Source organism: Sphingomonas suaedae, assembly GCF_007833215.1.
Classification (GTDB): Bacteria; Pseudomonadota; Alphaproteobacteria; order Sphingomonadales; family Sphingomonadaceae; genus Sphingomonas; species Sphingomonas suaedae.
In genome coordinates this window covers 1,654,684-1,667,595 of sequence record NZ_CP042239.1, presented here as the reverse complement: position 1 = coordinate 1,667,595, position 12,912 = coordinate 1,654,684, and the positions used below count along the sequence as shown (strand labels likewise).

General features: G+C 65.2%; 10 protein-coding genes. 3 read left to right on the top strand and 7 right to left on the bottom strand.

The genetic code is table 11. From position 1 onward, the window contains the following. The first annotated feature begins 73 nt into the window (after nucleotides 1–73). Both FPZ54_RS07980 and FPZ54_RS07975 read left to right on the top strand, forming a co-directional pair. On the top strand, nucleotides 74–1,846 hold the full coding sequence (locus FPZ54_RS07980) for an SLC13 family permease (protein WP_145846264.1): 1,773 nt from the start codon (nucleotides 74–76) through the stop codon (nucleotides 1,844–1,846). A gap of 56 nt (nucleotides 1,847–1,902) precedes the next feature. Then, the gene (locus FPZ54_RS07975; RefSeq protein ID WP_145846263.1) at nucleotides 1,903–2,244 is read left to right on the top strand and encodes a TFIIB-type zinc ribbon-containing protein; all 342 of its coding nucleotides are present in this window, start codon (nucleotides 1,903–1,905) and stop codon (nucleotides 2,242–2,244) included. Nucleotides 2,245–2,386: 142 nt separating this feature from the next. On the opposite strand, the gene FPZ54_RS07970 is transcribed toward FPZ54_RS07975, so the two are convergent. Then, on the bottom strand, nucleotides 2,387–3,811 hold the full coding sequence (locus tag FPZ54_RS07970) for an aldehyde dehydrogenase family protein (protein ID WP_145846261.1): 1,425 nt from the start codon (nucleotides 3,809–3,811) through the stop codon (nucleotides 2,387–2,389). 86 nt (nucleotides 3,812–3,897) lie between these two features. Here FPZ54_RS07970 and FPZ54_RS07965 point away from each other — a divergent pair, with 86 nt between their 5' ends. Further along, nucleotides 3,898–4,872 carry a quinone oxidoreductase family protein gene (locus tag FPZ54_RS07965; protein WP_145846259.1) on the top strand — a complete coding sequence of 325 codons (975 nt, stop codon included), beginning with the start codon at nucleotides 3,898–3,900 and terminating at the stop codon, nucleotides 4,870–4,872. Nucleotides 4,873–4,875: 3 nt separating this feature from the next. On the opposite strand, the gene FPZ54_RS07960 is transcribed toward FPZ54_RS07965, so the two are convergent. The 6 genes from FPZ54_RS07960 to FPZ54_RS19800 all read right to left on the bottom strand — a co-directional run bounded on the left by FPZ54_RS07960 (nucleotide 4,876) and on the right by FPZ54_RS19800 (nucleotide 12,847). Then, nucleotides 4,876–5,523 (bottom strand): flavodoxin family protein, encoded by a 648-nt coding sequence (locus FPZ54_RS07960; RefSeq protein ID WP_239019757.1) that lies wholly within the window; start codon nucleotides 5,521–5,523, stop codon nucleotides 4,876–4,878. 125 nt (nucleotides 5,524–5,648) lie between these two features. Continuing rightward, nucleotides 5,649–6,944: a M20/M25/M40 family metallo-hydrolase gene (locus tag FPZ54_RS07955; protein WP_145846256.1), complete on the bottom strand. Its 1,296-nt coding sequence runs from the start codon at nucleotides 6,942–6,944 to the stop codon at nucleotides 5,649–5,651. 38 nt (nucleotides 6,945–6,982) lie between these two features. After that, nucleotides 6,983–8,470, bottom strand: coding sequence for a PQQ-dependent sugar dehydrogenase (locus FPZ54_RS07950; protein ID WP_145846254.1), 1,488 nt, complete (start codon nucleotides 8,468–8,470; stop codon nucleotides 6,983–6,985). A gap of 132 nt (nucleotides 8,471–8,602) precedes the next feature. After that, nucleotides 8,603–9,649, bottom strand: coding sequence for a phytase (locus FPZ54_RS07945; RefSeq protein WP_145849635.1), 1,047 nt, complete (start codon nucleotides 9,647–9,649; stop codon nucleotides 8,603–8,605). Between the two features lie 22 nt (nucleotides 9,650–9,671). Continuing rightward, complete coding sequence (locus FPZ54_RS07940) at nucleotides 9,672–12,449, bottom strand: TonB-dependent receptor (RefSeq protein ID WP_145846253.1); 2,778 nt, start codon at nucleotides 12,447–12,449, stop codon at nucleotides 9,672–9,674. A gap of 236 nt (nucleotides 12,450–12,685) precedes the next feature. Continuing rightward, nucleotides 12,686–12,847 carry a hypothetical protein gene (locus tag FPZ54_RS19800; RefSeq protein WP_186456958.1) on the bottom strand — a complete coding sequence of 54 codons (162 nt, stop codon included), beginning with the start codon at nucleotides 12,845–12,847 and terminating at the stop codon, nucleotides 12,686–12,688. Nucleotides 12,848–12,912 lie beyond the last annotated feature (65 nt).

Genomic DNA, 12,912 nt, shown 5'->3' with positions numbered 1-12,912 from the left:
GGCAATATTTTCGCGCATTTCCCGCTGACGGAAACCACTGGCTTCGGCGGCGTTTAGCGCGGATGGCGCGCGCATGACATTACCGCAGATTCTGTCGGTCACGGTGTTGATCGGGATGATGGGCCTCTTTCTGTGGGGGCGGTTTCGCTATGACGTCGTCGCGGTGATGGCGCTGCTCGCGGCGGTCGCGACGGGCATCGTCGCGCCGGAGGATGCCTTTACGGGCTTTTCGGACGACATCGTCATTATCGTCGGATCGGCACTGGTGCTGTCGGGCGCGGTGCAGCGCTCGGGCGTGATTGAGCGGCTGATGCGCCTGTTGCAAAAGCGGGTGACGCGGGTGCGTTCGCAACTGCTGTTGCTCTCCGCCAGCGTCGGGTTCGGGTCGGCACTGGTCAAGAATATCGGCGCGCTGGCGATGATGATGCCTGCCGCATTCCAGATGGCGAAAAAATCCGACAGCTCGCCCAGCGTGTTCCTGATGCCGATGGCGTTCGCCTCGCTGCTCGGGGGACTCATCACCCTGATCGGCACCTCGCCCAACATCATCGTCAGCCGGGTGCGCGAGGAGATGACCGGCGAGCCGTTTCGCATGTTCGACTATGCGCCGGTCGGGATCGGACTGACGCTGGTCGGGCTGGTGTTCCTGTTTTTCGGCTATCGCCTGCTGCCCGCAGATCGCCGCGCAGCGCCGACGATGGGCGAGGCGCTCGACGTCCACGACTATGCGACCGAGGCGAAGATCGTCGAGCAATCCGTCCCCAATGGCCAGACGGTGGCGGAGTTCATCGAGCGGCACGAGCATGAGGTGGCGATCACCATGTTCCTGCGCGACGGGGTGCGCGCGACGCCGCTTGCCGATACGGTGCTGAACGAAGGTGACATCCTGATCCTGGGCGGCAATCCCGACAGCCTGGAGCGGGCGATTGCGCGCGACAAGCTGGACTTTGTCGGGACGAGCGAGGCGCCGGAAAGCCCGGAGGGTGAGGAGATCGGGGTGATCGAGGCGGTGGTGTCCGCCGGATCGCCGCTGGTCGGCGGGACCGCAGGATCGCTGATGCTGCGCCAGCGCTATGGCATCAACCTGATCGCGGTGTCGCGCCAGGGCGAACGCATCGTCCGGCGTATGCCCAATGTCGTCTTCCGCGCGGGGGATGTGGTGGTGCTGCAGGGGCCGCTCGGCATCCTTCCCCAGACGCTGAACGCGCTGGGCGCGCTTCCGCTGGCGGAGCGGGAATTGCGGCTGGGCAGCGTGCGCAAGGGGCTGTTGCCGATCGCAGTACTGGCGGTGGCGATGGCGGCGACCGCGACCGGGGCGGTGCCGGTGACGATCGCGTTCTTCGCGGCAGCGGCGGCGGTGGTGCTGTTCGGAGCGTTGCCGATCCGCGATGCCTATGACCATGTCGAATGGCCGATCCTGATCATGCTCGGCGCGCTGATCCCGGTCAGCGATACGCTGCGATCGACCGGGGTGACCGAGATTATCGGACAATGGCTGTCGGTGACCGCCGCGACATTGCCGCCCTGGGGCGCGGTGGCGCTGATCATGGCGGCGGCGATGGCGGTGACGCCGTTCCTCAACAATGCCGCCACCGTGCTGGTGATGGCGCCGATCGCCGCCACCTTTGCTGGCGATCTGGGGCTGCGGCCGGAGGCGTTCCTGATGGCGACGGCAGTCGGCGCGGGCTGCGACTTCCTCACCCCGATCGGGCATCAGTGCAACACGCTGGTGATGGGGCCGGGTGGCTATCGGTTCAGCGATTATGCGCGGCTGGGTGCGCCGCTGTCCTTGATCGTGCTGATCGTCGGGCCGCCGCTGATCCTGTGGTTCTGGCCGGTGGCCTAGTTGCGGGCCGCCGCCCGCATTCCTAATTCCTGACCGAGACCATGCAAGGAGAGCGTATGCGTACCCCCGAAGCCGTTGCCGGAATGCTGTGCCCCGTGTGCAAGGTCGGCCTTCATATGAGCGACCGGCAGGGGATCGAGATCGACTATTGCCCGCAATGCCGGGGCATCTGGCTCGATCGCGGCGAGTTGGACAAGATCATCGAGCGCAGCGGGATGGCGGAGGCGCCAGCCGCTCCGCAGCCGCCCATGCCGCCGCAGCCGCCTCAGGGTGGGCCGTGGCAGCAGGGCGGATATTCGCAGCAGGGCTATGACCGCGGCTATGGCCATCAGAGCCACGACCCGCGCTACTACAAGCACAAGCGCAAGAAGAGCTTTCTCGAAGAGTTGTTCGACTAAGAGAAATCCTCCCCGGAACGGGGAGGGGGACCGCCGCCGAAGGCGGTGGTGGAGGGGGCTCGAGGCACCGGATGCCGTTGCCTCAGCACCCCTCCGTCAGCGCTTCGCGCTGCCACCTCCCCGTGCCGGGGAGGATTTTTGATCAGGCCAGCGCGCCGACCAGCGACTTCACTTCCATGAATTCCGCCAGCCCATATTTGCCGTGTTCGCGCCCATTGCCGCTCTGCTTGTAGCCGCCAAAGGGCAGGTCGGGGTTGGGCTGGCCGCCATTGATATAGACCATGCCCGCGCGCAGCCTTGGGGCAACGCGCTTGACCGCGTCGGGCGATCCGAACACCACTGCCGACAGGCCGTAGTCGGTGTCGTTGGCGATGCGGACGGCGTCTTCCTCGTCCTTGTAGGGGATGATGGTGACGACGGGTCCGAAGATTTCTTCGCGCGCGATCGTCATGTCGTTGCGCACGCCCGAGAACAGGGTAGGCTTGACGAAATAGCCGGTCTCGATCCCGTCGGGACGGCCGGGGCCGCCGGTTTCCAGCGTCGCGCCTTCCTCCAGCCCCTTGCGGATCAGGCCCTGGATCTTCTCCCACTGCGCCTTGTTGACCACCGGGCCGAGATGGCGGCCCTCCTCGGCAGGGTCGCCGCAGCTGGTCGCCTTCATCATCTCCGTGGCGGCGGCGGCGGCTTCCTTCTCCAGCGCGGCGGGGACGAGCAGGCGGGCCGGGGCAATGCAGCTCTGGCCCGAATTCATCAGCACGCTGAACAGCGTTCCCTTGACCGCAGCGCCGACGTCCGCGCCCTCCAGCATCAGCGAGGGCGATTTGCCGCCCAGTTCCTGATGCACGCGCTTGACCGTGTCGGCGGCGTTCTTCGCCACCGCGATCCCCGCGCGGGTCGATCCGGTGAAGCTCACCATGTCGACGCCCTTGTGCTGCGACAGCGCGGTGCCGACGCCGGGGCCGTCGCCATTGACGAGGTTGAACACGCCTGCGGGCACCCCGGCCGCGTCCATGACTTCGGCAAAGATCGCGGCGCAGCCGGGCGCTTCCTCGCTGGGTTTCAGGATCATCGTGCAGCCGGCGGCGAGCGCGGGGGCGACCTTGGACACGATCTGGTTGAGCGGCCAGTTCCATGGGGTGATCATCGCGACGACGCCGATCGGCTCATGCACGACCAGGCTGTTGTCGACCTGCTCTTCGAACTGGAACTCCTTGAGTGCGCGCGCGGCGGACATGAGGTGGCCGATGCCGGAGCCGACCTGTGCGGTCCTAGCCAGGCTGAGTGGCGCGCCCATTTCGGCGCTGATCGCCTGCGCCATGTCTTCGGTGCGCCTCTTATATTCCTCGAGCACGCGCTCGATCAGCGCGATCCGCTCCTCCACGCTGGTGCGCGAAAAACTCTCGAACGCGGTGCGCGCGGCGGCGACGGCCTTGTCGACATCGGCCTGGGAGCCGAGGGTGATTTCGGTGACCGCGCTTTCGGTCGCGGGATTGATGACCTGGTGGCGGGTGCCGCCCTCGCTTTCGATCCACTGCCCTTCAATATAGTGCTTCAGATAGCTGCGCATCCTCGCCTCCGAAAAATTTGAGTATCGGGTATGGCCGTTATGTGGCGAGGGGCGGCAAGGGTTGCAACCTGAAACTGGAGACAAGCATGGCGCGCACCGCAATGATCGAACGGACCGGCGGCCCCGAGGTGATCCAATGGGTCGATGTCGAATTGCCGCCGCCCGGTCCGGGCCAGCTACAGGTGCGACACGTCGCCATAGGCCTCAACTTCATCGATACTTATCACCGTTCGGGCCTGTATCCCGTCGCGCTGCCGAGCGGACTGGGCAGCGAGGCGGCGGGCGTGGTCGAAGCGGTGGGCGAGGGGGTCGCGGGATTCGCGGTAGGAGACCGGGTCGCGACCTTCGGACCCGGGCTTGGCGCCTATGCGAGTGCACGCAACGCCAGCGCCGAAATCTGGTTCAAGATCCCCGACACCCTGTCATTCGAGCTGGCGGCGGCGGTGATGCTGAAGGGATGTACCGCCGAATATCTGATCGAGCGCTGTGCGCGGGTTCAGGCGGGCATGACGGTGCTGGTCCATGCGGCCGCCGGGGGCACCGGGCAGCTGCTCGTCCAGTGGCTCAAGCATCTCGGCGCGCAGGTGATCGGCACCGTCGGATCGCCCGAAAAGGCCGAGCGCGCGCGGGCGCTGGGGGCGGATCATGTGATCGAATATCGCAATGAGGACATCGCGACGCGGGTCCGCGCGATCACCGGAGGCGAGGGGGTTCCGGTGGTGCTGGACGGGGTCGGCATGGCAACCTGGGAGGCGTCGCTCAAATCGGCGGCGCGGCGGGGGCTGATCGTCAGCTTCGGCAATGCCAGCGGGCCGGTGACGGATGTCGATCTTGGCACGCTCAGCCAGCACGGGTCGCTGTTCGTGACCCGGCCGACCGCCTTCCACTATTACCTGACACCGGAGGAACGGGCGGCGGGCGTGGCGCGGGTGTTCGATCTGGTCATGCGCGGCGTGCTGAAGGTCGAGATCGGCCAGCGTTATGCGCTGAAGGATGCGGCGGAGGCGCATCGCGCGATCGCGGCGGGCGAGACGATGGGCGCGACGCTGCTGATGCCCTGAGGCTCAGCCCTCTCCCGGATAGGGATTTTCCTTGAGGAGGCGCGCGAGGTGCGCGGCGTTTCCCGCCAACATCGCGGCGGTTTCGTCGACCTTGTCCGGTGTGTCGTCGAGATCTTGGAAATCGGTGGAGCCCATCGCCTCGCCGACCCAATAGCAGACGCCACCTGCGGGGATGGTATAGCCGACATCGTTCAGCGCCTGGAACAGCTGCGCCGAACTGAAATGCGCGCCGTCTTCATTGCCGACGATCGCCGCGACCGCGACCTTGCCATAGCTGGGCATCCGGCCCTGATCGTCGGTTTCGGAGATGAAGGCGTCCATCCGCTCGAGCACGCGCTTGGCGATGCTGGAGATCTGGCCCATCCAGATCGGGCCGCCGAAGATCAGGATATCGGCGGCGAGAATTTTTTCGCGAAGGGCTGGCCATTGGTCGCCCTTGCCCTCGTCCGAGGTGACGCCCGGCTTGATGTCGAGCGCGGCGACGCGGACGGTTTCGGTGATCTCCACATCCTGCTTTTCGAAGGCGGTCTTGAGGACCGCGATCATCGCATCGGTAGAGGAGGGCTCGGCCGTGTCGGCCTTGAGCGTGCAGTTGAGGGCGATGGCTTTGAGCATGTCCGCATGACGCGCGGGGGGTGCGATACGTTCCATAAACAGCCACCGTCATCCGCGCGAAAGCGGGGACCCATCTCCCGAAAGGTCGGCACACCTCGCCGGCGCGTTGGAGGCGCGTCCGAGAGATGGGTCCCCGCTTTCGCGGGGGTGACGGATTTGGGTCAGCGCTTCTCGCGGCTCAACCGGGTGATGAAGGCGGCGCTGCGCAGCGCCTGCAGCGGGATCGAGGTCAGGTCGATCCACTCATTCTCCGCATGTGCGCCGCCGCCCGCGACGCCGAGGCCCGCGAGCGTATCGACATGCGCGGCGACGAAGGCGCTGTCGGCGGCGCCACGGCGGGCGGGGTCCATTTCGGCCATTTCGGGCAGCCTGAGATCGCGGTTGACCGCGTTGAGCTTGGCCAGCAGTGCGCGATTGCCCTCGGTCGGCGCCATCGGCGGATACCCTTCCTGAAAGTCGAGCTTTGCGCTGGTGCCGGGCAGGTTCTGTGCGACGATCGCCTGCATCGCGGCGCGTGCCTTGGCCTCCTGCTCCGGAGTCAGCGCGCGCAGGTCGCCGCGCGCCACCGCCTGCGCTGCGACGATATTGGTCTTGCCGCCCGCGCTCATCTGGTAATTGTTGTCGGCGAGGGTGGCAGGAGTGCCTGCGGCCATCACGCCTACATTGAAGGTCAGGTTCGGCTCGGGCAGGGTGCGGCGAAACTCGTCGAGGATGCGGGCGAGTTCATATGCGGCGCCATAGCCCAGTGACTCGCCGAACACGCCGCTTGAATGGCCGGTCCTGCCAGTGGCGGTCAGCGTCCAGTTGGTCGAGCTGCGCCGCGCGATGGTGCCGGTATCCTTGCCGTCCTCGCGCGCGAGATTTTCATATTCGAGCGCGACATCGGCCCATTTCCCGGCTTCGACGAGGTCGCGGCGGGCGAGTGCGAGCGGGCTGCCCGTGCGTTCCTCGTCGCCGGTCAGGACGATCTTGATATCGGCATCCTTGAGCGTTCCCGCCGCCTGCATCGCGCGCATCGCGGCGACGATCATGACGATCCCCCCCTTGTCGTCGCCGACGCCGGGACCGGTCGCGCGGTCGCCGGTGCGGACGAAGGTCTGGAACGGGCTTTCGCGTTCGAACACGGTGTCGAGATGCGCGATCAGCAGGACGCGCTTGCCCTTGCCATTGCCCTTGTGGGTCGCGACCAGATGCCCGGCGCGGCCGGTCTCCTTCATGTCGATCCACTCGACCGCGAAGCCCAGCGGCTCAAGCTCGGCGCGCACCATCGCGCCGACCTTGGTCACGCCGTCGATATTGAGCGAACCAGAGTTCTGGTTGACGAGCTTTTCGAGCAGCGCCACGTGGCGGTCGGTTTCGGCGGCGACGGTCGCGGCCATCTTCGCTTCGGCGCCGGTCTGCGCGTTCGCGGGCAGGGTGATAGCGAGGAGGGCGAGCGGGGCGAGCAGCTTGAGCATCGTAGCGTTAAAGCCGTCCGATGGCGCGACCGCAAGCGTTAGCCGGGAGTCACCATGAAGATCTCGCCATCCAGGTCGATCAGATAGAGGTTGCCCCCGGCATCCTCGCCGAACGAGACGAGCTGGTCGATCGTTCCCGCGTCGGGCGCGAAGTCCTGATTGCGGCGTTCGTATTTGCTGGATGCGAGCGTGGTCCCGGCGACCAGTGAAGAAGCGGGAACGCTCCAGATGTTGCCGCTGACGAAATCGCCGAACACATAGGCGCCAGCGAGCGAGGTGATGGGACCGCGATAGACATAGCCCCCGATCACCGATCGACCCTCTCGCAGCCCGGTACCATGGGCATATTCGGTCACCGGCGCCGTCAGTCCGGCCGGCGCGCCGCCGCTATAGGGCAGCGTTCCCTCGAGAAAACGCCAGCCGAAGTTGAGGCCCGGCTGATCGGTGCGGAGCACGTCGATCTCCTCCCGCGCGTCCTGGCCGACATCCCCTATGAACAATCGGCCATCGGGAGCGAAGGATGCACGGAACGGGTTCCGCAGCCCGTACGCGAACACATAAGGGTCGCCGCCCCCGGCAAGGAACGGGTTGCCCGGCGCGGGGCTGAAGAATTGGGCAGTTGCTCCCGCATAGGGATCGGTGTTGACTTCGATCCTGAGAATCTTGCCGAGCTGGACGTTGCGGTTCTGGGCATTGTTGCCGGGATCTCCCCCGCCGCCACCGTCCCCGATCGCAGCATAAAGATAGCCGTCGGGGCCAAAGCCCATCCAGCCGCCATTGTGATTGTTGGCCCCCGGGTGGGGGATCGAGAGCGTTGCGAGCAAGCTGGGCGGATAGCCAGCAGCAAGCATGTTATACCGGCGCAGCTCGATGGTGCCACCGGCGCCGGTGGCGAACACCATGAAGCGTCGCGACGTGGCGAAATCGGCAGGTAGCGCCATCCCCAGCAGTCCGCGCTCGCCGTCCGTGGTGAGGTTGCCGACCGTGAACAACAGCGACTTGGCGCCCGTGGTCGGATCGAGGCGCCAGATGCCGCCGCCCTTTTCGGCCACATACACATCCGTATTGCCGGGAATTGCGGCGACATAGAGCGGCTGGTCGAAACCGGTCCCGACGCGTCGGACGGCTATGCCCTCGCGGCTATTGGTAACCGTGACGCTGACCTCCTGCGTCGCGGAGAGGCTGCCGTCGCTCACACGCAACTGCAGCTGATAGACATTGTCCCCATCGGCGTCGGACGGGAGGTCGAAATTCGGAGCCGTCGCGAAGCTGAGCGCACCTGCAGCCGTTATCGCGAATTGCGATCCATCGGCACCGCCCGCGATCGAGAAGGTGAGCGAATTGGCGTCCGGATCAGTGGCCGTGGCCGTGAATACGGAGGTCCCGTTCTCGACCATCGAAGCGGTCGCCCCGGAGGTGAAACTGGGTGCGCGATTGGTCGGAGGCGTAACCGTGCCGCCACCGCTCCCGCCGCCGCTACACCCGGTGACAAGCACCGCCGCTAGACCGATTGCCGTGAACCGCATCGAATCCGTCCCCTTTTCTATGTGTTTTTCAATGGCCTGTTCATCGGCGCATTGCAAACAGGGGTGATCCTGGGCGGCCTGTTCATGGACCTGGGGCGGCGCATCTGCGGGTGCGCCGCCCCTCGCTTTCGCTTACTCGATTCCCAGCGCAGCCTTGATGTCCGCCCAGGCGGCGTATTTGAAGTTCTGGGCATAGGGCGGGTTATAGCCGTCCTGCGCCACGAACAGCCCGTCGGGATAGGTGGGACCGAAATCGCCGGGGGCGAAATCGATCCCGTCGGTCTCTTCCGTGGCGCCGTAAGTGCTGCCCGCGGCGATACGAAAGCGACCGACATAGGAATCGTCAGAGAGGCGATAGACGCTGTAGGCATGATCGCCCTGGCTGGAGACGATCAGATAGCCGCCATTGCCCTCGCCTTCGGGCGCGAGCGTCACGCCCTCGACATCGGCGACCAGTTTTTGCCCGTCGACACTGGCGATCGTCTTTCCCTCGACCGCGCCACCGGCGCGTGCGTCGAAGCGCCAGACGCCCGCATTTTCCTCGCCCACATAGAGGCGATGGGTGCGGTCGTCGGCGACGCAGCCTTCGGATTGGGTCGCGAGTTTCATCGTGCGGACGATCGTGCCCGAGGGGGTGGCGCCGGACAGGTCGAGCGCGACCTGGCGGATCGTGCCGTCCTTGATCACGTTGAACGCATGGAGCGTGGCGCCGCTGCGATAGAGGCACAGGCCATAGGCTTCGCCGGGGCCGACCGGAATGGTGCCGAGCGGGATCAGTTTCGCCGCCGCCGTGTCGAGCCGGAACAGCGCCAGCTTGGCGTTCTTGCGGTCGTTGCGGTCGCTGGCCGCGACGATGACGCCGAGCGGGCCCATGTCCTTGAGGTCGACATTGTTGACCTGACCCACATCGATGAAGAACCGGTCCTTGCCGGTGAGGTCATAGATGTGAAGCCCGGCCTTCTTATCCGTCCCGACGATCAGGCTGGCGGCGGGGTCTGCCCGGTTGCGCCAGATCGCGGGATCGTCCGCCGCATCGGCATTGGCGGTGCCGACGGCATCGGTCTGGCCGCGCGCCTGAACGCTGGCGGCGGGCGTGGTGGGAACCACCGGGACATCCGCCCCGGTGGTCGCGCACCCAGCTGCCAGCAGCGGGAGCAGGGCGAGGGTGAGGTCTTTGATATTCAACGGTCAATCACCCTCTTCAGAATTTGGCCGACACGCCGAACTTCGCCGTCCAGCTATATTCCTCATACTGAAGAATGCGCTTCTGGCCGCCGAAATTCTGATAGGCGAAATAGGGGGCATCGGTGACGTTGATCCATTCCGCGAACAGACGGACGCCCTTGGTGATCGCATATTTGGCCGACAGGTCGAGCTGGAAGTGGTTGTCGACGATGCGATCCTCTTCGGCCGAGCCGCCCAGCTCATCGAGATATTTGTCGCGATAGGTGCCCGCCGCGCGCAGCGAGATCGGCCCCTTTTCATAGCCGAGCACGACGTTGAACGTGTGCTTGGACGCCGAGGGGAGGTTGATGCGGCGCGGATCGGTGGGGTCGCCATCGGTGAACACCGTGCCCTTCGCATCGGTGTAGGTGTAGTTTGCGTTCAGCAGCAGCCCGTCCAGTGGCGCGGGCAGGAACGAGAATTGCTGGGCAAAGGACAGTTCGAGGCCCTTCACCTTTGCCGTTTCGCCGTTCTGGAAGGTGACCGATTCCTCATAATCGACGCCATAGGCCGTGCCCGGATCGCCATCGCGCACTTCGACGATGAAATCCTCGATCGACTTCCAGAACACGCCGGCGGTCAGCGCGGCGTTGTTGCCGAAATACCATTCTGCCGAGGCGTCGATGTTCCACGCGCTATAGGGGCGCAGATTCGGATTGCCGAATTCGGCCTCAAGGTCATCGTTGATGACGAAGCGCGGCGCGAGGTTGGACAGCTTGGGACGCACGAGGCTCTTATAGCCACCGAAGCGCAGCACGACATTGCGAACCGGCTCGTAGCGCAGCGTCAGGCTGGGCAGCCAGTCGGTATAATCGCGCAGGAACCGCGTCGGCGACACGGTGACGTCATTGCCGTCGGTCTCGGTCAGGAAACCGCGAATATTGTTCTTGGTGCGCTCGACACGGACGCCGCCGATGGCCCGCAGAGCGCCGCTGTCCCAACGGCCGAGCAGGTAACCGGCCAGCACGTCTTCGTCGATCGCATAGTCCGAAGAGGCCGAGTTGATCGCGGTGTCCAGCGCGTTGAGTTCGAAATTCGCGCGGTTGGTGTTGAAGAAGGCGGTTGGCGCGTTGTGGTCCGGCAGCGGACCAAGGTCCTGGATGCGGTAGGTCTGACCGCCCAGCACGTCGGCAAGCGTATAGTCGCCATCATAGTCATCATAGACCATCGCGTTGAAGTCATAAGACTTTTCACGCCAGCGCGATTTGATGCCGCCCTGCACGGTGAAGGTGCCGCTATCCGTCGCGAACTCGCGCGACAGGTCCGCGCGCAAGGTCCATTCGGTGTCCTTTGAATCGGACAGGGTGGTCAGCTCGAGCTCGTTAAAACCATAGCGCGTCGGATCGTTGAAGCGGGTGGTGTTGCCCGACACCTCGAACAGCGGCTTGCGCGGATCGGAATAGTCGAAATTCACATCGACGCCATGCCCGTCGAACCGCGCGCGGAAGCGGGTGGGATCGACCGAACCATTCTCCAGCTCGCTCGCCTCTGCCCAGGCGGCGGAATAGCTCAGCTTCCACGGACCGGTTTCGGTCTTGCCGCCCAGCGTCAGCGACTTGATCTTCTGTTCCTCGAACCGATCCTTCATGCGGCGGCGCACTTCGATGCGCCCATCTGCGTCGGTGAAGAATGCCGAGGTCGGTGTGCCCGATGCCGGAGCCTCATCCATGATGAGGATCACGTCGCCCCGATATTCCTGATCGGAGAACTGGCTGTAAAGACCGCGCGCATAAAGCGTCGTGCTGTCGCTGGCACGGAAGTCGAGGCTCAGCGATCCGCCGATGCGCTCGCGCTCCACGTCATAGTCGCGATACTGAAGTTCCTCGGCATAATAGATGCCGCCGTCCTCGTTCCAGTCCGCACCTTCGATATTGTCGGTCTCGAACTTGCGACGATAATAGCTGACGCCACCCGCAATCCCGAAATTGTCGGTGATACGGGTCGAGAAATCGATGCTGCCCTTCGGGGTCAGGGCATCGGCATAGTCGTTGTAGCTACCCTCCAGCTTGACCGAGAGCAGGTCCTTTTTGCGGTCGAACGCGCTGACCGTGTTGATCTCGATCGAGGCGCCGATCGTGTCGGCATCCATATCCGGGGTCAGCGATTTTTTGACCTCGATCGATTCGATCAGTTCGACCGCGACGACGTCGAGCGCGACCGAGCGGACATCGCTCTCCGGCGCGGGGACGCGGGTGCCGTTGATCGATGCGGCGTTGAGTTCGGGGTCGAGACCGCGGACCGACACGAACCGCCCTTCGCCCTGATCGGCGAGGATGTTGACGCCCGGCACGCGGCGTAGCGCCTCGGCGACGTTCTGGTCAGGGAACTGGCCGACATCGTCGCGGGTCAGGACGTTTTCCACGCCATCGGCCGCACGCTGGCGCGACAGGCTGCTGGCGAGGCTGGCAGCCTGGCCGACGATCACCACCTCATCGGCGCTGCCCAGTACCAGATTGGCGGTGACCACGCCGGTTTCGGTGACCTGGATGGTCGTACGGCTCGGCTCCGAGCCGATATAATTCGCCTCGATCGTGTAGGTACCGGCGGGAACATCGGCAAAGCGGAAACGGCCATCGCGACCTGCCTCGGTCACGCGGTTGAGCTCGACGATCCGCAGCTGAGTACCCTGCAACCCGCGCGTTCCGGCACTGTCGGTCACGGTGCCGACAATCTCTCCCGCCCAGGCGATCGAAGGGGCCAGCATGGCGAGCGCCACACAGGCGGATCGCAGAAAGGTTGCACGAGTGCTGCGCATGAAAATCCCCCGTTGGAAACGGCCCGTCAGTTGCGGCGGGCGCTGAGTCGAGGGGCGCGATAGGGCGGCTTGATGTCACTCCGGTGCGTTTTTCATTTCATTGTTGAGGCGAAATGAGGACAATTGTGTGACGTTGCGCAACGGCAACGCTGCACCGCACAAGATCGCGCGGTTGGGCTGGTCGCGGTCCGGTGCCGTCTCTCCCGATATCGCGACCGAAACGGGCGATCCCGGGTTCAGCCCGGTTCGGGAGGGTTGCGCATCGCCGTCACGGCGGCGGCGACCGCCGTCTCCGCCGCCTCATGCGCAGCGGCGACATCGGCGCGCGATCGACTGGCCGCGCGGTCCCGGCGCCGGGCGTCGCGCCGCTCTGCATTTGCGGGGGTGTCGGAAGCCATGGACCCGGCGCCCGAACGCGCTTTGCTGGTCCTTGTCTTCGCGGCCATCCTCTCTCTCCGATCCG

Bases quoted from the DNA above. Each gene is read 5' to 3' on its own strand.
- FPZ54_RS19800 (WP_186456958.1), bottom strand. From the start codon at position 12,847: ATGGCTTCCGACACCCCCGCAAATGCAGAGCGGCGCGACGCCCGGCGC.
- FPZ54_RS07955 (WP_145846256.1), bottom strand. From the start codon at position 6,944: ATGCTCAAGCTGCTCGCCCCGCTCGCCCTCCTCGCTATCACCCTGCCC.
- FPZ54_RS07950 (WP_145846254.1), bottom strand. From the start codon at position 8,470: ATGCGGTTCACGGCAATCGGTCTAGCGGCGGTGCTTGTCACCGGGTGT.
- FPZ54_RS07975 (WP_145846263.1), top strand. From the start codon at position 1,903: ATGCGTACCCCCGAAGCCGTTGCCGGAATGCTGTGCCCCGTGTGCAAG.
- FPZ54_RS07960 (WP_239019757.1), bottom strand. From the start codon at position 5,523: ATGGAACGTATCGCACCCCCCGCGCGTCATGCGGACATGCTCAAAGCC.
- FPZ54_RS07970 (WP_145846261.1), bottom strand. From the start codon at position 3,811: ATGCGCAGCTATCTGAAGCACTATATTGAAGGGCAGTGGATCGAAAGC.
- FPZ54_RS07980 (WP_145846264.1), top strand. From the start codon at position 74: ATGACATTACCGCAGATTCTGTCGGTCACGGTGTTGATCGGGATGATG.
- FPZ54_RS07965 (WP_145846259.1), top strand. From the start codon at position 3,898: ATGGCGCGCACCGCAATGATCGAACGGACCGGCGGCCCCGAGGTGATC.
- FPZ54_RS07940 (WP_145846253.1), bottom strand. From the start codon at position 12,449: ATGCGCAGCACTCGTGCAACCTTTCTGCGATCCGCCTGTGTGGCGCTC.